Source organism: Oscillospiraceae bacterium, assembly GCA_015065085.1.
Taxonomy (GTDB): Bacteria; Bacillota; Clostridia; order Oscillospirales; family SIG627; genus SIG627.
This window is the reverse complement of record SVQW01000011.1, coordinates 35,103-57,175: the sequence shown is the minus strand read 5'-3', so window position 1 is coordinate 57,175 and position 22,073 is coordinate 35,103. Positions and strand designations below refer to the sequence as shown.

The 22,073-nt window shown below is 46.3% G+C and carries 9 protein-coding genes, 2 tRNA genes and 1 riboswitch; of the genes, 5 read left to right on the top strand and 6 right to left on the bottom strand.

What is annotated here, in order from left to right; all coding sequences use genetic code 11:
- Nucleotides 1–87 precede the first annotated feature (87 nt).
- Together E7588_08015 and E7588_08010 are read left to right on the top strand one after the other, a co-directional pair.
- Nucleotides 88–2,358 carry a hypothetical protein gene (locus E7588_08015; GenBank protein MBE6689199.1) on the top strand — a complete coding sequence of 757 codons (2,271 nt, stop codon included), beginning with the start codon at nt 88–90 and terminating at the stop codon, nt 2,356–2,358.
- Nucleotides 2,359–2,463: 105 nt separating this feature from the next.
- Entirely contained in the window at nt 2,464–3,498 is a 1,035-nt protein-coding gene (locus tag E7588_08010) for a 2-hydroxyacid dehydrogenase (protein MBE6689198.1), read from the top strand.
- 607 nt (nt 3,499–4,105) lie between these two features.
- On the opposite strand, the gene E7588_08005 is transcribed toward E7588_08010, so the two are convergent.
- From E7588_08005 to E7588_07990, 4 genes are all read right to left on the bottom strand, one after another.
- Nucleotides 4,106–4,192: transfer RNA gene (locus tag E7588_08005), tRNA-Ser, on the bottom strand.
- 47 nt (nt 4,193–4,239) lie between these two features.
- Nucleotides 4,240–4,325, bottom strand: a tRNA-Ser gene (locus E7588_08000).
- Between the two features lie 105 nt (nt 4,326–4,430).
- Complete coding sequence (locus tag E7588_07995) at nt 4,431–5,051, bottom strand: hypothetical protein (protein MBE6689197.1); 621 nt, start codon at nt 5,049–5,051, stop codon at nt 4,431–4,433.
- Nucleotides 5,052–5,097: 46 nt separating this feature from the next.
- A riboswitch (TPP riboswitch) is annotated at nt 5,098–5,214 on the bottom strand.
- 90 nt (nt 5,215–5,304) lie between these two features.
- Nucleotides 5,305–5,661 (bottom strand): hypothetical protein, encoded by a 357-nt coding sequence (locus tag E7588_07990; protein MBE6689196.1) that lies wholly within the window; start codon nt 5,659–5,661, stop codon nt 5,305–5,307.
- Between the two features lie 188 nt (nt 5,662–5,849).
- Between E7588_07990 and E7588_07985 the strand changes: the two genes are divergently transcribed.
- Genes E7588_07985 through E7588_07975 form a run of 3 tightly spaced genes read left to right on the top strand, consistent with a single transcriptional unit; the run spans nt 5,850 to nt 9,684 of the window.
- Nucleotides 5,850–7,112 carry a hypothetical protein gene (locus E7588_07985; protein ID MBE6689195.1) on the top strand — a complete coding sequence of 421 codons (1,263 nt, stop codon included), beginning with the start codon at nt 5,850–5,852 and terminating at the stop codon, nt 7,110–7,112.
- A gap of 27 nt (nt 7,113–7,139) precedes the next feature.
- A complete protein-coding gene (locus E7588_07980; protein ID MBE6689194.1) occupies nt 7,140–8,402 on the top strand; it encodes a hypothetical protein in 1,263 nt (420 codons plus the stop codon).
- A 28-nt stretch (nt 8,403–8,430) separates the two neighbouring features.
- Complete coding sequence (locus E7588_07975) at nt 8,431–9,684, top strand: hypothetical protein (GenBank protein ID MBE6689193.1); 1,254 nt, start codon at nt 8,431–8,433, stop codon at nt 9,682–9,684.
- A gap of 108 nt (nt 9,685–9,792) precedes the next feature.
- Here the strand turns inward: E7588_07975 and E7588_07970 are convergent, their stop codons facing one another.
- Together E7588_07970 and E7588_07965 are read right to left on the bottom strand one after the other, a co-directional pair.
- The gene (locus tag E7588_07970) at nt 9,793–17,643 is read right to left on the bottom strand and encodes a hypothetical protein (protein ID MBE6689192.1); all 7,851 of its coding nucleotides are present in this window, start codon (nt 17,641–17,643) and stop codon (nt 9,793–9,795) included.
- Nucleotides 17,644–18,007: 364 nt separating this feature from the next.
- Nucleotides 18,008–21,913 carry a hypothetical protein gene (locus E7588_07965; protein ID MBE6689191.1) on the bottom strand — a complete coding sequence of 1,302 codons (3,906 nt, stop codon included), beginning with the start codon at nt 21,911–21,913 and terminating at the stop codon, nt 18,008–18,010.
- Nucleotides 21,914–22,073: the final 160 nt, after the last annotated feature.

The following is a 22,073-nucleotide window of genomic DNA, read 5'->3' as shown; positions in this document are numbered from 1 at the left end:
TTTTTAAGCACTGCTTCAAGTCTTGACATTCCGTCATGCATGTTGTAGAATTATTATAAACAAAATTATATAAACGGAGAGGCTATCATGGAAAACACCGCAATTAAAAATATCTGCCGCGGCGTAAACAAAAACTCGGTGGATATGGACCAGTTCTTTTATCTTCCCCAGGGCTCTTTTGACTACAAGGGCCATCTTGACCACTGGATAAGATTTATTGAAGACTACCAGATAATGAACCCCGAACTCTGGAAAACATTTGTTGCGCTTTTCCGCACAACAAAGGACGATGTATATCACGCATGGCGTATCGAATACTGGGGTAAAATGATGCGCGGAGCATCCTTTGTATATCAGTACACCCAAAACCCCGAGCTTTACAAGCTGATGACCGAAACGGTTGAAGACCTTCTCACAACCCAGGACGAGCTTGGACGTATCACCACTTACAGCCTCGAGCAGGAATTCCACGGCTGGGATCTGTGGGGCAGAAAGTATGTACTTCTCGGTCTGCAGTACTTCCTTGAGGTCTGCAAGGACAAGGACCTTGAAAAGCGCGTTATAGACTCCATGTGCCGTCAGACAGACTATATAATGACCAAAATCGGCGACCCCGCCGAGGGCAAAACCGACATCACCGTCGCAACAAACAACTGGCAGGGTCTTAATTCCGTTTCTATCCTCGAGCCCATCGTACGTCTTTACACCATGACGGGCGAGCAGAGATATTTTGACTTTGCCACCTACATTGTAGGTACAGGCGGTGCAAGCGGCTTCAATCTGTTTGAGCTGGCTTACGAGGGCAAGCTGTTCCCCTACCAGTACCCCGTTGTAAAGGGCTATGAGATGATGTCTTGCTTTGAAGGTCTCATGGAATACTATCGTATAACCAAAAACGAAAAATACAAAATTGCCGCCGTAAACTTCGCAAAGCGTGTTATGGAAAGCGACGTTACCATTATCGGTTGCTCAGGATGTACTCACGAGCTGTTTGACTTTTCACGTTCCCGTCAGACCACAACCGAGTGGACCACCATTATGCAGGAGACCTGCGTAACGGTTACCTGGATGAAATTCTGCAGTCAGGTAATGCGTCTTACAGGCGAGGCATGGCTGGCCGGCACCATCGAAACTGCCATCTACAATGCGCTCATCGGTGCGATAAACAGCGAAAAAATCACCGAAAACAACGGTCTGCCCTTTGACAGTTATGCTCCCCTGCTTCTTGCAGCGCGCGGACGCAAAATCGGCGGTGAGCAGACTATCACCGATGACGGCTACCGTTACGGATGCTGTGCCGCAATCGGTGCGGCAGGTATGGGTCTTATACCTATGGTAAGCTGTATGCTGGCTCGCGACGGTATTGTAATGAATATGTACATTCCCGGCACAATAAAGGCTTATGCACCCTCGGGCGCACCTGTTGGTATTACAGTAGATACAAAATACCCCGTTGAGGGCGAAATTAAGATAACCGTCGATGCACCTGCAACCGAAAGCTTCAAAATGTACATCAGAATACCCGAATGGAGCACAGACGAAAAAACCTCTCTTACTGCAAACGGCAAAGTGATTTGCACCGAAAGCGGTGAATATGCAATTATTGAAGGCGTAAGCGGAAAATACGAAATTCTGCTCACTCTTGATATGCGTGCTCAGGTTATCAAGCCCTTTGAAATAGATGCTGATAAGAACTCCAGGTATCATGTTGCACTGCGCCGCGGACCTATCGTTATGGCGCGTGACAAGCGTCTGGGCGAGGACCTCGAAAAGCCGGTTGACATTCTTTACGGCAAGGACGGATACGTTGAGCTGACTCCCAAAAAGACCGCAAAATTCGATACTTTGGTTGAATATTCCGTGCCCACCTCCGATGGTGAAATTACTGTAATCGACTTTGCCTCCGCAGGTAAGACCTGGGATGAGGATTCTATCATGACAGTATGGATGCCCACAAAGAAATACTGGGATACCGATATTACAAAGCCTGTCATACTCTACAACTCTCAGCATGGTCCTTTTGTTGTTGCGCAGATGGATACAGACGAGCCGATAACCGTATACCGCAACAAAACAGACGACGTTTCGGCTTACTATGTAACAATCACCGAGAAGAACGGAAAGCACAAGCTGTCCTGTAACGGCAAATACCTGACAGTCAAAAACGGCGAGGTAATAATGGCACCCGAATGTGACTGCGAATGTCAGGAGTGGAAGATGGAGCGCATCGTTCAGAACCGCTTCCGTATTTACCATCCTGCGAGCGGCAAGTACCTCTATCCCACTCATATAGACGGGGCGCGTCTCGCACTTTATGATTTCACCACAAATGAGATGATTCAGTTCAAAATTCTTTAATTAAACCGATAACCTGCTATGCAGCTGCATAGCAGGTTTTTTTGTGACAACATCACGGAAAATATATTCAATTCTGCGTATAATATCAAAAAAGGAGATGCTAACATGAAAATAGCTTTTTTTGATGCAAAGCCGTATGACAAACCGGCATTTGATGAATACGGCACCAAAAGCGGAATAGAATTCAAATACTTTGAAACAAAGCTTAATATTGATACAGTAGGTCTGGCAAACGGATTTGACGGAGTTTGTGTATTCGTCAACGACACTGTAAATGACAAGGTTATAGACAGACTTTATGAAATGGGCATAAAGGTTGTGGCACTGAGATGCGCGGGCTTCAACAATGTAGACATGAAGCATGCCTACGGACGTGTACATGTGCTGCGTGTGCCGGGATACTCGCCTTACGCAGTGGCGGAGCATACCATGGCATTGCTTCTGACCTGCGTACGTCGTATACACAAGGCGTATATACGCACAAAGGATTTTAATTTCAGCCTTGCGGGTATGACAGGCTTTGACCTGCACGGAAAAACGGTAGGCGTTATCGGCACAGGGCGTATAGGACGCGTTTTTATAGACATCTGCCGCGGATTTGGCATGAACGTTCTGGCATACGACAAATTTCCCGCAAAAGAGCTTGAAAACAGAGATGGTGTAAAATACGTAACCACCGACGAGTTATTTAATCAAAGCGATATTATTTCGCTCCATTGTCCTCTCACGGAGGAAACATATCACATAATAAATCAAGACACCCTTAACCGATGCAAAAACGGTGTTGTTATACTCAATACCTCGCGCGGTGCGCTGGTGAATGCGGAGGCGCTGGTCGACGCTATTAAAGCACGCAAGGTAGGCGCGGCATGCCTTGATGTATACGAGGAAGAATCCGATTTCTTCTTTGAAGATTTCTCCGGACATATATTGCAGGATGACACTTTGGCACGGCTTATTTCCATGCCAAACGTAATTGTCACCTCACACCAGGCGTTTCTTACGCAGGAGGCTCTGTCCAATATTGCCATGACTACCGTCAACAACATCACGGACTGGTTCAAAAATGAACAGTGCCCAAACGAGTTGTGCTTCATATGCGGAAACACAGAGGACTGCAAAAACGGGAAGTGTTTTTAAAGTTTATCACCAAAAACAACCGGCGCTCGGTTCAAATCTTTCTATATATAAAACAACAAGCACACCTTTAGCGCAGTGTCCGGGGGGGACACTGCGCAGCGATATAAATTCCTGCGGAATTTGATATATGTGCTTCGCACTCGATATGCCGCAAGCGGCGCGATATGTCACTTCGTGACGAGAATTTATATTATATCGCATTCGGTTTTTTAAACCGAATATATCGCATTTGCGTAAGCAAATATATCGCGTTGTCGCAAGACAACATATCACCGGATAAATAAAACCTCTGAATTCGGCTTTTCATGCCGTTTTCAGAGGTTTTTTCTTATTTAACTATCCTTTAGAACACAATACATTCGGTGTGCTTGTTGTTTTACACGGAGAAGGAGAGATTTGGTCTCCGACCACATCCGATTCATGGTCGCTCTGCTCTCTCGGCGGTACTCGCTCGCAGTTCTCCCTGAATCGTCACTCGCTTTTGTTCGCTTCCTCCGCCACCGGCGGCGCTCTCAACGCTCCCTCTCTTGCCGGAACCGGCGCTCGGTTCAAATCTTTCTATATTTAAAACAACAAGCACACCTTTCGGTGTGCTTGTTGTTTTACACGGAGAAGGAGAGATTTGAACTCTCGCGCCGGTTACCCGACCTACACCCTTAGCAGGGGCGCCTCTTCACCACTTGAGTACTTCTCCAGGTGAAGCTTATTAAGCTTAATATTAATTTGAAATGCGGGGGAAAACGGAGAGAGTGAGATTCGAACTCACGGCTCCCGAAAGAGTCACTGGTTTTCAAGACCAGCTCCTTAAACCGCTCGGACATCTCTCCGTATACGTCGAAAAAATTGAGCGTCGGAAGCATAAACACTTACAACGCTCTTTATTATACTACTATTTTTGCTTTTTGTCAATAGTTTTTTCTAAAATTAATAAATTATTTTGTACTGCAAATTATTTTTGGATATCTTGCTACTACCAGTCCCGCAAGAGTGGTTAATATAATTTCGGGTATCATAAAGCTTCCGTTGTATATCAATGTATATATCCAGTACAGCGGCTCTCCCCCGAAGCCCGCCAATATTTTTTCACCCAGTGTAAAGCCCTCCTGAGAGAAAAACCATTCGGCATAGGATTTAAAGAATATGTAGCCCGAAAGAATGTGGCATACATATCTGGCGAATCCCACTATCATGCATCCCAGCGAAAATGCAACACAATGGCTTTTGATTTTACCTCTGAACAAACAGGCAAATCCCAGTACTCCGAATGCCAACAGATAATCCAGTACAACCATTCCAAAGGTGGTAAACAGGTCAGCACCTTTAAAAACGCCCTGAGTAATACCAAGAAACATCTGCAAAAGTCCATGTACAAAACCGCACGCCAAACCGGCGCGAATACCGTTACGGTAGCTGAACAGACATATGGGTAACATACTTACTGCCGTGATAGAACCGCCGTACGGCAGGTGGTATATCATAATCATGGACAGTATTGTGGCAAGAGCGATACATATACCGCTTTCGGTGATAATGTGAACAGTGCTTTTTTTCATAAAAACTCCTTACGGGTGCAAAAAAGCACCGTGAAAATACACGGTGCTCACAGTCTAACTATTTTCCTACGCCGGCATTATCCGGATCAGGTATGACCGCATTTTCATGCAGTCAAGGGTTTGACGAAACGTCATCTCAGCCGTAGCACCCCAAAAATATTAAATTTCGGTATACCTCTCGGTACAATGGTATTTTATCACAACCCAACCGCCAATTGCAACGGTAAACTATGTACTTTCTGTTAAATAATTGTTATGCGGCTCTTGTGTAGGTTACACTCTCCCCGCCTATGCTCAGAACAAGGTTGTTTCCGCTGAATTTGTAATCGTATTCAGTGGTTGCGGCGTCATTTCCGAGAATAACGGTGGTAACAACAAGCTTATCGTCCGAAAAGGAATACTTGATGGGCACTTCTACACCCAGCAGCGCAGACATAGTTCCGGTTCCGTCCTCATTGAAAACATACACCGATTCCACCTTTACACCCAAAACCGCTGAGGAATCGCTTTTCCAGGTTCCCACAATTTTTTGTTCGGGAGAGGTGCAGGACACAAATATACCCAATATCATCAACACTGTCAATGCTATTGCAACGTAATTTTTTTTCATAAATGTAACTCCTTTTTTGTATTATGATTAATTATATCAATATTTTCGCAATATGTCAATAGAAATCGGATTTTACTTTCAAAAATACGACTTTTTTCCTAAAAACACTTGACTTTATCATAAACTTTGGTATAATTAAATAAACTCTTTCATTTTTACATTATTATTTATTATATAAGGAGAAAAACATGAAAAAACTCACGCACGAATACATCACAAGAAAGCGCATCAGAATCGGCATATGGTGTTTTGACACTGCCTTTGCCAACAGAAAGTGCATGCAGGAGCTGGTTGACTTGGGTGTAGACGCCATATTCTACGGCAAGGCTACCATGAACCGTGCCACTCGCGAGACTACTCTTTCACTGGCGGACGAATTGGGTGTTGAGGTTTTTGTCAATGACTTCAGCATCGGCGACGGCGGCAAGGGTGAAAAGTGGAGTGAAGAAAAAATAGCAAATTTTGATTTCAAAAAAATGATTTCCACCTACGAACACCACCCCTCCTTCGCAGGTAACTACATCATCGACGAGCACGGCACCGAGGACTTCCCCTGGGTTGCCCAAATCACAAAGAAATATCAGGAGCAGACCGGAAGAACAGGTTATATCAATCTTCTCCCCAAGTACGCCAACGCCGCTCAGCTCAAATACGGCGCAAACCAGGCGGCTATCGAGTACTATGATTCCGACCCCGAAATATTCCAGAATTACAACGACGAATACTGCAAGCAGTATGACACCTTCTACATTTCCTCCGACATTTACCCTCTCAACTGGGGCGAATACGGTGAAAAGGTTACATACAGAGATTACATCGAAGCTATAAATCAGGTTGCACGCTCCGCACGCAACTACGGCAAGGAATTCTGGTGCTGTATTCAGGCACACGGATACTGCGAAGGCAAGCGTACCCCCACCGAAGCGGAATATCGTTGGCAGTGCTACTGTATGCTGTCCTTCGGATGTACTTCTCTGGGCTTATACAACTACCGCGGTAATGAAAGCTGCCCCGGTCTGGTACACCCCATCACCACCCGTCCCACAGATGCATATTATGCGGCTCAGCCCGTTATGTGGGAAATGCGCAATCTTTCCGACCTGTACATTCAGTACAAGAATCTGGGTGCTTTCACCGTTAACTGTACCGATGACACCCCCTACCTCAAAATGACCAAGGAATACACTGATTTTGATGTTATAAGCGATATTAAGTGCGATGAGCCTTTGCTGGTAGGCTGTTTTGAAAAGGAAAAGGGTCGCGGTAAGGCATTCACCGTCGTAAATATGGTGGACTGGCAGAACCCCAAGGACACTGTTGTTAAATTCAAATCCAAGGCTAAAAAGGTTACCGTTTACCGCAATGCAGAGCCTACCGTTCTCACTGCAAACCGCGGTGTTTACTCCATCGATCTGGCTCAGGGCGAAGGCGTATTTGTAACTCTGGATTAATTTTATATATTGAAAGGTGAAAATATCATGAAAAAGTACACTCATGAGTACATCACAAGAAAACGTATCAGAGTGGGTATATGGGACTTTGATACAGTTTTTGCAAATGAAAAGTGCATGAAGGAAATGGTTGATCTGGGCGTTGACACCATTTTCCACGGCAATGCTACCATGAATCGTGCCACACGCGAGACTACACTGAGAATTGCGGACGAATTGGGTGTTGAGGTTTATGTAAACGATTTCAGTATCGGCGACGGCGGCAAGGGCGAAAAATGGAGCGAAGAAAAAATTGCAAAATTTGATTTTGCAAAAATGGTTTCCACCTATGCTCATCATCCCTCCTTTGCAGGTAACTACATCATTGATGAGCACGGCACCGAGGACTTCCCCTGGGTTGCTCAAATAACCAAGAAGTATCAGGAGCAGACCGGAAGAACGGGTTATATCAATCTTCTCCCCAAGTACGCCAACGCCGCTCAGCTCAAATACGGTGCAAGTCAGGCGGCTATCGAGTACTATGATTCCGACCCCGAAATATTCCAGAATTACAACGACGAATACTGCAAGCAGTATGATACCTTCTACATTTCCTCCGACATTTACCCTCTCAATTGGGGTCAGTACGGCGAAAAAACGACTTACAGAGACTATATCGAAGCGATAAATCAGGTTGCACGCTCCGCACGCAACTACGGCAAGGAATTCTGGTGCTGTATCCAGACCTACGGCTGGACACCCGGAAAACGTACTCCTACCGAAGCGGAATACCGCTGGCAGTGCTACTGCATGCTGTCCTTCGGATGCACCTGCATAACCCTGTGGAACTACCGCGGCTCGAATGAATTCCCCTCTTTGGTACACCCCATCACCACCCGTCCCACAGATGCATATTATGCAGCTCAGCCCGTTATGTGGGAAATGCACAATATTTCCGATTTGTACATTCAGTACAAGAATCTTGGTGCTTTCACCGTTAACTGTACCGATGACACCCCCTACCTCAAAATGACCAAGGAATACACCGATTTTGATGTTATAAGCGATATTAAGTGTGATGAGCCTTTGCTGGTAGGCTGCTTTGAAAAGGAAAAGGGTCGCGGTAAGGCATTTACCGTTGTAAATATGGTGGACTGGCAGACCCCCAAGGACACTGTTGTTAAATTCAAATCCAAGGCTAAAAAGGTTACCGTTTACCGCAATGCAGAGCCTACCGTTCTCACTGCAAACCGCGGTGTTTACTCCATCGACCTGGCTCAGGGCGAAGGTGTATTTGTAACTCTGGATTAAATTTTATGTATTGAAAGGTGAAAATATCATGAAAAAGTACACTCATGAGTACATCACACGCGACCGTATAAGAATCGGTATGTGGCGTTTCTCCACTTCCATGTGTAATGACCGCGATTTCAAAAATATGGTTGATTGCGGTATAGATACCATTATCACAGGCGATGCTACTAAAAACCGTGCCACACGCGAAACCACACTCAGTCTGGCTGACAAGTACGGTGTTGAAACTTTCATCATAGACAAGCACCTCAACTACGAAAAGCCCTGGACACAGGAGCAGATAGACGCATTCGATCCCGAGGCAATGATAGCAACCTACAAGCATCACCCCTCATTTACAGGCTGTTTCTTCAACGATGAGCCCGGTACCGATGCTTTCCCCTGGATGAGTGCTATAATGAACAAATTCGAGGAAAAAACAGGCTATACCTCACTTATAAACATGCTTCCCATGTATGCCAACGCCGCGCAGTTCAAATTTGGTGCAAATGCCGCCAAGATCGAGTATTACGACTCTGACCCCAACCTTTTCACCAAATACTGTGACAGCTACTGTGACCACTTCACATCCCGAGTTCTTTCCACCGACATTTATCCCTTCAGCTGGGGTCAGTACGGCGAAAAAAACACATACAAGGACTACATCGAGTCCATTAACAAGGCGGCTGAGGTTGCACGCCGCAGAGAACGTGATTTCTGGTGTTGCATTCAGACCTATGGTTGGAATTACAGTAAGCGTACTCCCAACGAGGCTGAATACCGCTGGCAGTGTTACAGCGTGCTGTCCTTCGGATGCAACGGTATTCTTCTGTGGAACTACAACGGCTCGCCCGAATTCCCCTCTCTTGTTCACATCTACACCAACGAGCCTACCGATGCATATTACGCAATACAGCCCGTTCTGTGGGAAATGCAGAACCTTTCCGACGTATTTGTTCAGTACAAGAATCTGGGCGCTTTCACCCACAATTACAGCGAAAAAGTGCCTTATCTGCGCATGAGTAACGAGTACAAGGATTTTGACGTTCTTACCGAAATCAAATCCGACGAGCCTTTGCTGTTCGGTTGCTTCGAAAAGAAACAGGGCAAGGGCAAGGCGTTCACCATTGTTAACATGACCGAATTCCGGGACGACCTGCCTGCAACCGTCAAGTTCAAGACCAAGGCAAAGAAAGTGACTCTCTACCGCAAAGCAGAGCCCACCGTTCTTACTCCCAACCGCGGTGTTTACACCATCGACCTGACCTGCGGCGAAGGCGTATTCGTAACACTGGACTAAAAATCATAGAGTTCAAAAGAGGTGCACATGGTGCACCTCTTTTTTATTGCATACAAAAGAAAACAGCGGACATAGTCCGCTGTTTTCGCATCAATTGTGCATTATTTATCAGTCTGCGTTTACAAGGTCATTCATGGAGCAAGTCAAAGTCTTGTAGCTGTACAGTCTCTGTACCTCGCCGCCGTTGACGGTATAGTCAACGTATGCTCTTGCAAGAATTTCTGTGGAGTATGCCACACCGTTATCGGTTTCGGGAGTGGGAATGCTGTGAACAACAACGGTAAAGTCTGTTCTGTTTTTGTCGTTGTAGTACATGGCATCACTGCACTCTTCAACCAGTACCAGTTCTTCAAGGGCTGTGCCGTCGAACATATCTTCAGTCACTTCCATGCCCTCTTCAACAGCATCTGCGGGTACAAGCACCATGCCGTAGCCCTGAACTTCAATCTTGTTGTTTTCACCAAAGTTCTCATAGCTCTTGGAAAGAGTCATCTTGAAGCGCATACCCATGGGAAGCTCGGTTTCGGCTTCTCTGAGCTCGGTGCCTACAACATTGAGAGAAGGCTGAACTTCGATTTCGGGAACCTCGTGAGTCTGCTCGTTTACGGAGCGGAAGAACGCGTCGTGGAGAGGAGAGTATACATAGGAGTGCATAGTTTTTCCGCCGTTGGAGAACGCCATGATGAATACAAGACCTTCATCTGCACCAAACTGAACAAGGTTAGCCTTGCTAGAGCCGTAACCGCCGTCAGCGCCATAAGGCAGGCTTGCATCGGGGTAGTTCATTGCGTATGCGGAAATGTCGGAAAGTATCTGGATAGCATAGCTTCCGAAATCGTTTCCGGTGGGAGAATCCTTGTAGTTATCTCCTCTGTTGTGAGGATGCTGCTTGGAGTCATCACCCTGAGAGTGTCCGCAGGTTACGAACAGAACATTGGGATATCTTGCAACAATCTTTTCGTAGATGTCGATACCCTCGTTACCGTCGCTGAATTCTCTGTTGGTGGTAGAGTTAGATGTGGTGAGTGTACCGTCAGTAGAGAAGTAGCAGTGAGTAGAGATAACTGCCTGTCTTTCAGGGTACTTGGTAAGAATTTCGCCTACCCAGTCAAGAACTGCATCACGAGGACCGTATTCCAGAGAGAATAAGACGTAATCAACTCCGCCTGCGCTAACAAGGCTGTACATGTTGGTAAGGTCTTTTTCGCCTCTGAAGGTACCACCAAAGGTGTTGTCGCCCTCAGGTCCGTATGCCGCCAGATATTCATCAAACGGGAATGCGTTGCGGTAGTTGGTAGTATCACGGATTTCCGCACCTACACCGGAGGAGGGTGACGGATAGTCGTGGTTGCCCAGAGGTATGAAGTAAGGAATCTTGCCCTCAATAAGCTTGAAGGATTCGCGGATTACATCCCACTCAAATACGGTGCTGTTCTGAGTTGCGTCACCGATAAGTGAAACGTGTGCGATGTTGTACTTATCCTTATTGTCTGCAATCCACTCGAATACTTCGGGCAGTCTGTTATAGTCACGGGGATCAATTGCGAAGTAGCTCTGAGTATCACCGAAGTGGAACATGGTGTAGTCGCCCTGAATGCCGGCTTCCATCTTGTACCAACCGGTACTCTTGAAGGTTGCGGTGTTGTTGTTTGCAGATGCATCCTTGTATTCCAGAGTCAGATATTCATAGCTTGCCGCATTCAGCATCCAGTTTGCAAGCAGACCGTCGCTATCGTTGCGGGTAGCCTTGTTGGTATTGATTTCAGCCGGGGTGCGGATATCGCTCCAGAAGCGTACGTCATACAGCTCGCCTGCAAACTTCTGACCGATAACAGGTGCATCGGTGTAGAAGCTTACTGCAGTGCCGGTCTTATCAAGCTCGCCGTTGATATACAGCTTACCGTCTGCGGTAATTGCAACATGTGTCCAGGTATCTGCGGTAAGAGCCGCGGAAGCAACCAAGGAACCAATGGTTATTTTGCCGTCAACCAGCTTAACAATGGTGGAACCGTTCTTTACGATTTCCATTGTGCCGGAGAGCTGACCCTGTGCGACCTTGATGCTGAACTCAAGGGTCTGGGGTACGCTTGCGAACGCTTTCTGAGCAGTGATGGTATCATAGCCCATGAAATGATGTCCCTTGCTGGTGGTTACGGGATCTGAATCATAGGGGTCAATTGCCAGATTTGCAGTATAGGTAACATCTGTGTAGTAGGTAGCTGTGATGTCTCCGTAAGCCAAAGTAACGGTTACATCGATAGAACCGCCCTTGGTGGTGGTGGAAGCAACATAGTTGTCATAGGTAAGCTGTGCAAATCCAACACCGGTGCCGGAAAGCTTGTCGGGAACATAAGTCTTGTAGCTGTATGTCTTTGCATCGGAGATGGTCTTACTGTCTGCAAGTGCATAGTTGTGAGTGCCGCTGAACTTAGCCATTGCTGTGGCAAATACTGCGGGAGCTGCATCAAAGCTGTAAGCATCAGCCGCGGTATCATCTGCGAAGAAGCCGAGTGCAACAACCTGCGCATCTGCATCCTCGAAGGTGAACTCAACAGTATCGATTGCGTCGGTAACTGCGCTGATGTCAAAGTAACCGTTCTCATCTGCAGTAACGGTTGCCGTACCGTTGATAAGTGCGGTAACGCTTCCTGTGTAGGTTGCGTCAAGCGCCATAACAGCATATGCCTCGGAAACGTTGGGCTTATCTGCACCCATTTCAAAGGTGAAGCTGTTGCCTGCAAGCTTCATAGACTTGTAGTCATATTCAGCCTTTGCACCTGCGATGGTCTTGATGTATTCGGGGTTGGTAAATCTGTATACGATTGTATCGTTATCAACCGCATTGCCTATGGTAAGGGTGATTTCGTCGGTGGTGTAAACATCCTCGCCGTCAAGAGTTACCTTTGCGGTGAATACATAGCTTCCGTCGGTGGTATCCTGAACAGGTGCGGTGTAGCTTACTTTGGTTATTGCTACATTTACGCCCTTTGCGGAAACCTTATCTTCAATGATAGCCTTTGCCTTAGCTTCAGCCACTGCCTCAGTGTTACCGTCATAGTAGGAAACGGTATCTGCGGTATAACCCTTAAGCTCGGCGGTGGTATCGCTTACTGCATCCTCAAGCTTTTCGATGTTCTGAACATAGTTTCTTGCATCTGCCATTGAGGGGAAGAATGCGATAAACTCGATTTCAGCACTGCGCTTTGCGAAGTTACGTGTACCGAAGTCAAAGCTGAATTTATTTGCGGTACCGGAAATAGCCGCCGCAGTGGGAATGCCGTAGCCCTTGGTAGCCAGAATGTCAACGAGCTTGCCGGTAGTAAGGTTCATGTTGTAGGACCAGGGGGTGTACAGGTCACGTACGGTGGTATCAAGCAGAGTGTAATACCAGTCGCCGGATTGCCAGCCCCAGCCCATGTTGCTGATGTTGCCGGTTACGCCTTCCGCGTTGGTGAACTTATAAGCCGCGGGAGAAATATCGCCGTCACGCTTATACTTCATCAGTACGTAGGAGTAATCCATGAGGTGGAAAGGCTCGGTGCCGAAGTCGCTGACCTCAATTTCAAGAATCATATTGCCTGCATTCTTGGGGCTGGGTTCTTCCATCTTAAGTACGTTGTTCTCAATCTTCTTGATGGGAGAGTTGATAGAAACCTTGGAAAGTATTGCGGGGTCGTTGAAGCGCCACATGATGTAATCATCGGGCTTCTCGGCAAAGTTGATTGTAACGTTATTAACTTCTTTTGTCTGATATCCGCTGGAAAGAATGATATCAAAGGTTATGTTACCCTTTTCGGTGGTTGTTGCGGGAGTGTAGCCGTTGATGGTAACAGGACCCTCGGCACCTGTCATGCTGTTGATCCACTTCTTAAGACCGTTGGTTGCGAATACGGTCTGGGTCTTAAGACCTGCGAAGTTAACAGTGCCGTCCTTATTGAGAGTTGCCTTTTCATCGGAGATTTCGGTTCTTTCCTTAGCAACATCACCCCAGGGAGCTACTGCGGAAAGACCTGATATCTGATCTGCTGCGGCATTAAGTCTTGCAGTGGTATCTGCATCTGAATCAAATGCCATAGCTTCATCAAGCGAGGGGAAGAAGCCTGCGTAGTAAACCTCTGCACTTCTGTTGAGGTTTGCCTGACGTGCAAGGTTGAAACGAATCTGAGTATATCTGGTGGTATCTGTTCTCTTTACATTCTCGTATCCGGTCTTTTCATACTCGTAACGTGCACTGGAGAACTTGTAACCGGTGTATTCGGTTTCGCCCTTGGTGATATTTCTTACCCAGTAGCCGTTTTCCTTGCCCTTGTCGCCCGCTGCAACAAAGCCTACATTCATAATAAGCTCGATTGTGTCGCCGTCCTCAAAGCTTCCGCCGTAGGGCTTGAAGCCGAGGCAGGGTACCTGAGCGTTGGCAATAGAGGAATTGTTGGGGTCAGTCATCCAGAAGAAGAACTGTCCGGCAACATTTGCAGAATTAACGGGATTTCCGTTAGCATCCACACTGACACCGCTCATGGTGTATTTCATCTTGAGGTAAGGAAGCGAGGTTGCGTTAAAGTTAGGCATGGAGGTGGGAAGCTTAGCAAGCAGGAAGAAGCCGTCATCGTTGGAGGCTTTCTTTGTTGTCATCTTAACAACACCGTCTTCCAGCTTGAGATTTGCGTTATCTGCACCGAAGGTGTTCATAACGGTGGTAGAGTCGGTGTACATGATAACAGGCTCGGGGAGCTGTTCCATTGTCAGAGTAACGGGAACGATATATCCCTCATCCTTGCTGCCGCCAAACCATACATTAACCACGTAGCTGCCTGCACCTGAAGAAGAAGGAGCGGTAAATACTGCATTTTCTTTGTCCATGTTGGGGTTGGTTGCAAATACGAAGTTGGTGAGGTAGTCCTCAATGTACGCTTCAGCCTGCGCCTTGGTTACAACACCGGCAGGTGCGGTCACCTTGTTTGCTGCGGTGAGTGTTTCAACATCGTAGGTTGCGTTTTCGGGAAGTGCCTGAGGATACATCTTAGCCTCATCCTCGGAAGCGAAGAAGCCGATGTATTCGAAATCAATAGTTCTTTCTTCCATACCGTAACGGGTAAGGCGGATTTCGATAGGAGTGGTATCGGTGCCTATAACGCACTTATCCCAAGTGCTAGCTGTTCCGCCTGCTACCAATTTGCCGTAGGAAGTGGGAGTAGCCGCACCATCTGCGTAATATGCAATGGAGTTTTCAACACCTACTTCACGCATATCAACAATGAGCTGTTCCCAAACAGCAGTTTCAGTTCCGGCACGTCCAATCTTGTAAGACGGACTGTTATCTTTCTGAGCATAAATCATCATAGTTTCCGTTGTAGTTGCACCGGTGTTGGTCTTCAGAGAAGTAGGTACATTTCTTCTGTAGGATATCTTCATGTAAGGATAATCCTGGAAGTTGAACTTTTTGTCTGTGTTGCTGTAGAAATTTGTATAGTTAACCTGAGCCTCTCCTTTGTCCTTACCTGATGCTACAATACGCATGAAGCCACGGTCGCCTTCGGTAACAAAGCTCTTTGTTAAAGTACCTTCAACAGCAGCGGGAGCCGCCGCGTCAACCTGTGCCTGAGAATCAAACTTCATAACAACAGGTGCAGGCTTTTCCAGAAGGTCCATTGTAACACTTGTGGAAACAAGAGAGCACTTGAAGGGCTCGTTACCAACAAGAACCTGTGCGTCAAGAGTATAAGTACCCTTGCCGGTGGGAGAAGCACGGGTGTATTTCGCATTTGCTATTCTGAAATCAACAATGCTGTAATCAGCCTTAAGCTCTTCAACAGCCTCTGTGGTCATAGCATTGATCATTTCAAGCGCAGCAGCGGCAGCGGCAGTTTCATTTTCCGCATCACAGAATGCGATGGAAAGGTCGCCCTCAGCTTCAGCCGCTTCAATAGCGTCGATGATAGGCTGAGCCGCACTGTCATCAGGCATTTCACCTGCGTAAGCCTTTGCATCCTCCAGTGAAGAGAAGAAGCCGACATACTCAACGTAAACAGGCTTTCCGCCATTTTCCACACCGTTGGAGAAATCGAATCTGAGCGAAGTAAACTTACCTTTATAAGCTTTGTTAAATCCGTCGGAGGGATCACGGTCTGTGGTATCTATAATAGTTTTGTGGAAGCCTTCTCCGCAGGTGGTAGTAACACCTGTATACGCGGTGTTGAAGCCATACGACTTTTCGCTGTCGGAGTAAGCATCGGTACCCATATACATATCAAGGTTATTGGTAGCATGCTCGGGATAGCTTGCGCTTATTACGACATAGGGATATGCCTGAATGTAAAAATCATTAATGTAGGAAGCACCGATGGTTATATTGTCTTCCTTTGCACCTTCTTTATGAGTGAATTTCATAGCAACGGTGCCGGAAATGTTTTCCAAGGTAAAGGTTGAACCGCCTAAACATTTAAGTGCCTGAGCGTTGTTAAACTTTAAAATAACAGGCTCGGTGGGATATTCGGTAGCAACAGCCGCAACACAACTGAGGCTTTCGTCACCATTTACAACTACCTTATAGTAGCGTACGCCTGTCTCTTCAGATGCCGCAACAGTATAGGAAGCGTTTGTTTCGCCTGTCATGATTTGGGGATTTGTTCCTTCTGCATCATCGCAGGAATACCACTGGTAAGAGGTTGCGGTAATACCGCTCTTAACCTCTACGGTAAGGGTGGTGGGCTCGCCTATCGTTACTGAAACGTCGGGCAGGAATACATCGGTCTGGGGCTTAGCCGCCAGAGTCATGGTGAATTCCTTTTCAACGATAGTACGGCGGAAGGGCTTGTCACCGATGGTAAGAGCAACGGTGAAGGTGTATGTACCTGTCTGACGGCAGTCAGCCGCGGGCTTATATTCTCCGCCTTTGAAGGTGAGCACGGTTTCAGCATCAATACCTTCGATTACATCCGCTGTAAGAGCATTAACCTGTGCTTCGGCATAAGCTTCAACAGCGTCCTTGCCGGAGGCTGCGCCATAGGGCATGGAGATACCCTCGATAGCATCAAAAATATCCTTTGCATCATCATCGTAAGGCATTTCGCCTGCGTAATCAAGTGCCATTTGCTTTGTGGGGAAGAAGCCCATGTAGTAGATGTAGCACTTCTTACCGGCATTGGCTGCCTGATTGATGAAGTCAACACGCATACCGTTGACAAGTCTTCCTAAATATGCCTCTCCTGCAGGGGGGGCAAAAGACTTTCCGGTTGCAGAAACAACAGTGCCGTCGGGCTTATATGAATAATATTTCAGTTCCTTGGTATCTACAAGCAACTTGCCGAAGCCATCACCGAAGTACGTGTTATCCATACCGGCAGCACGGAAAGTGATTCCGCCCTTTTTAGACTCGGGACGGTCAGCGTTAAAGTACAGGTCGGTGGAGTTGGCGGTTGCGCCGTCAACATGCAGGCTTACTACAATGTAGGGATACGCCTGGAGATAGATGTCATCAACAGTGGATGCAGCAAAATTGGAGTAACCGTCGCCGCTGCTTCTCAAGGTATGTACAAATACATCCTTGCCGTCGTACTTGGTAAGTGCTTTGTTATCTGCACTTGTCCAGTACTGCAGGTCAGCCGCGTTGTTGAAACGCAGAACAACAGGCTCGGTAGGCATGGTACCCGTAACGGTGGCAACAGCTTCTTCTGTGCCGTTTACCACTACCTTGTAGTAGGTTTCGCCTGCCACATCTACATAAGGCTTGTACTCCTTATCGGTTGCACCATCAATACTTTTGATGATTGTTCCGTCTTCCTCACATTCATACCACTGATATGTGGGATTTGCCGCATCTGTGGTTGCAGTCAGTGTAACCTGAGGTCCAACCAGAGATGTAGGATTGTTAACGCTTACTGCCGCGAAGCATACGGTCGCAAGGCACAGCGCCAGCAATGAAACAATCAGAAATACGCGAAGTGTTTTGGTTGCTTTCATTTTTCTTTTCCTTTCCTCATAAAATTATTGATTGCGGATTTCTTGCCATTGTAAAAATAAAATTACAGTTTATTCTACCATTATTTATACTTTTTGTCAAGTACAAAAATAGCTTTTTTATATAAATTTTATGCTATTTTCGGTGAAAGTTGAATGATTTTTTGTATAATATGTCAATTTGTAGATTTTTGACCGATAATAGGTGGGACGCATGCTGTTTTGTACACACACTGTCGGGCACACATTGCAAATTTTCAGCGTTCACCAAAGCACATTGCAAATTATACTCTCCCCTGCAAAAACAAAAAAGGAATGCCCGAAAGGACATTCCTTTTTGTATGTTATTCTTTTTTACGTTCAGCTTTTACTTGGTGCAGCTATCGTCAAAGATAGTCTTGTCAGACCACTGATTGCTCAATGCATTGAAGGAACGCTCAATGGGGTTAGCATAAACGTAAGTAACGTTTCCGTTCTTATCGGTAATCTTAGCGTATGCACGTGCAACCAGAGCAACCTCACCGTCATTCGGAGGGATGCTGGTAACAACGGTGGTGTATACGAAGGAGCTGCCGTCCTCTGCTACTTCATAGATAAACTCGGCTTCATCGTCGATTACATCATAGTCATAATCATACTTGAATGTGTTATTACTTGAGAACGCAGTGCCGGACAGCTTGTTGTCGCCACCGATAAGCTCGTGAGTCAGACGGGAAGCGTCCTTCTGTTCAGCGATAAGCGCTTCCTTGGGAACAACCAGTGTACCGAAGGTTACGGTTGTTCCTTCCTCGGCAGTAATGCCAAGGTTAGCAAACTTGTTTACATTGGTATTGAGAATGCTTCCTGCAATAGCAGAGCTTGTAGCAACATTCACCTTAATACCGAAGCGGATAGCACGTTCGCCGTCAGCTCTGAGCTGTGCGCCCAGCATTTCAGCGTCAAATGCTTTATCCACAACTCTCATGGTTATCTCTTTTGTCTCTTTAAAAGCAGCGTTCAGGAAGTTGTCGGTGAATACTACGGTGAAGTAGGTGTACGCATTACTCTTGGAAGCGGGATCGTCCAGAGCGGTTTCGGTCTTTCTGAATGCAATGTAGTAATCCTTGTCGAGTGTGTAGCCGTATCCGTTGAGAACACTCTTTACCTGTGCCTGTGCCCACTGATTTGCGGTAAGCGAACCGGGATTGGTTGTGTAGGTACCGTCCAGTGCTTCAACTGCTTCAATAGCTTCAGCAATTGTTGCGGTGGCGCCGTCCTTTTCGGAAACGGTGTCATAGTTCAAAGTGGGATTTGCCATGAAATCAAGTGCCTGTTTGCGGTTGTTGAAGAAGCCGATATAGTCTATATCTGCAATTTCTCTCTTGGTGTTTGCATATCTCAGCAGGCTGATTCTGAGGTAGCTGGTATTCCAAAGTCCCTTCCAGCCTGCATTGTTTGTATAGTCCTGAATAACGGTGTACCAGCCGTCCTCGTTGGATTTATCAAGGTTATTGTTTGCATTCAGGTAAGTCTGGGTTCCGCCTGCACTATATCCCTTTGCAAACACCTGAATAGAGTCGTTTTTCTGGGAAAGTCTTGCACGCATAAGAATGATGGGATAATCGTTAAGGTGAATGTTCTTGGGGAATACAACGCCGGGTGTCAGAATCAAGTTATAATCGGCATTGGGATCATCAAACTTGGTGAACTTCGCGTATGCACCGCCCAGACAATTTTCATCCTTGATTATTCTTGCCTCTACGTTTGCAGCAGTTGCGTCAAATGCTGCAATAAGAGCAGGGCTTGCAAAATTCATAATAATGGGTTTTCCGACTTGTGCAACTGTAACAGTGAAATTCTGAACTACGGAAATTTCCGTGCCGTATGATACTGCGATCGAGAAAGAAGCAGAGCCGTCAGTACCGGCATAGTAGTCATTTCCTTCCATTTCGCTGCTCGGAGCCTCAAAAGCGGTTACGCTGACAGCCGCTTCAGAGCCTTCGTAGAGCGTAAGAACTCCACCAACAAGAGCTTCCACTTCAGCCTTTACCGCCTCGGACGAGGAAGCGCCTCTCAAAGCGGTTTCGAAATCCAAAGCATCAATTCTGGAAACAAGGTCATCTACAACATCCTTGTCGCTGGTGGTAAGGATTTCGTAATTGAGAGTAATTATCTCATATGTGGAGCCTTTCAGATACAGTTCAAAATCCACTTTACCGGTATTACCGAAATCAACAGATGTGGAACCGGAGTTAATCTTCGCACGATCAAATTTCTCGGGATTTTTGTAAAGCGCAATGGTTCCTCTGTCGCCGGAGGTTGTGTAGTGTCCCTTGGTTGTATTGACAGCGTTTTTGGTACTAAAGGCTTTTGCATATCCTGTCTCGCCGTAAACAGTCTCTGCTGTATATACAGGCTTTATAGCAGAAGTATCGGTTCCGGCAGGGAACTGTACGGTCCACTCGGTGTCGCTGCCTTCTACCTTTTTAAGGTTTTTATATGCTATATCATTGCCGTTAGCATCCTTAAAGCCTGTAAACGTAAGGGTCCAGGGAATGCTGTCTTCCTTAGTGGTGGGAGCCGGATAGTTCCAAGCCGCCTGCTCCGAATCAAAGAAGCCTATGTCATAAACGTATATATTATGGTATTTGTTTGCAGTTGTCGCACCGGGAAGGTCAAGACGAAGTGAATCGATAAACCCGGGTAACGAATTGTCTTTTGCCAGTTTAGCCGTAGAATTCAAATCAACAACAATAGTAGTTTTATTTCCGGCAGCTTCACCAAATATGTTATCAAAACGTGTCGATATGCTGGCATTGCTTGCTTTTCCGGCATGGTTGAAATAGAGGTTACCGCCTGTTGTAGCGCCGCCGGCTGCACCGTTCGGAACAACAAGAAGCGGAGCTGTGGCAAGGCGATAGGTCATACGGAAAAATCTGTAGTTATTTCCTTCGGTGCTTACATCGATGGTTTTGTCAAAAACAAAATTTACTTTACAGTCATTTCCTATAGACGAATGGGTAAGAGGAGCGTACAGCAGTGCACCCTCGTCATCATCATACGCATAAGGAACAGTATGAGGAACGTTAGCCGTCGAAATCCACTTCTCATTGGCAGTGTCATACCATGCGCCCTCAGTACCCGAAACATACTTATCAACTGCAGCCTGGCTGTTGAAGCTGATATAATTTACACCTGCTTCATCCTTGGTCTGTACGCTGTAAGTAACGTTGATGTACTCAAGCACTGCACCCTTCTGATAAAGAGTGAAGGTAGCAGCTTTGTCCTCGCCGGCGTAAGAAGCAAGGTCAATAGCAGTGCTGCCGGAGGTAACAACCTTAGCCAATGAGCCGCGGCGTTCACCGTACTGATACAAATTAACTGCTTCTCTTGTTATTTCTGTGGGGGTGGGATGAACATTACTGCTGTCAGCCTCGCCGTTTCTGTCAAATTTTGCAGAAGCATCGGAAGACTTGGTAAATACGGGCTTAACAGCCGCGAGTTGAGTATCGGTGGTTCCGTAGGGGAATTTTACAGTCCAGTTATTGTCATCAACCTTGGTTATCTTTGCGCCCATAGACTTGCCGTCGGAGCCCAAAAAGTCGGTGAGAGCAAAGGTCCAGTTTGCGCCCTCGCCCGGTGTAACAGTGGTATCCAGAGAAGCTTTTGCCTCTTTCTCGGACTTGAAGAAGCCTATGTCGTAAATGTAAACCTCGGCATAACCACCTTTGTTAACCAAATTGGGTAAGTCAACGCGGAGGTCGTTAACTGCCGTACAAAAAACAGTTCCGGCACCATTTTTAACGCTGCTGAGACCGCCTTTGTACAACTGTCTGACCGTGTTGTCAGCCGTCTGGGATATATATATGTTACTATATTTTCCACCATCTGTACCTGTGTAATAGTTAGGGTAAACGACGGTCTGCTGAGTGTCAAATCCGCCGATTTCCATTCCGTTAGGCTTATGGGAATTAGCGGTATCGGGCATTTTGTAGGTAATACGCATATAATCGTATCCCTCTGCACCTGTGGGAATTGCCTGATCAAATAAAAATCTGATGTGTGCGTCGGTATAATTGGCGGTGTCATTCGTTTTGTAAGTGAAGAACAACGCGCCTTCGGTCTCATCATAAGCGAACCAGATATCACCGTCACCACTGCTGTTTATATACTTATCAACAGCAGCCTGGCTGTTGAAGCGTACATAAGTAACAAGGTCGTCGGCAAATACGTTTGCCGCGAAGACAAGACACATCACTAAAGAGATTGCAAGCAAAGCAATAATTCTTTTCATAATATGTACTCCTTATAAATTAATAAATATTTTTTTGCGAAGCGAAAAGCGCTGTAAGTATATATAATAATGTATATTGTGCACAGTAAACTGTGCACAAGTAAAAGGGTACCCTTTTACTTCGCATAATGATACATAAACAATTATATTACCAATTTAA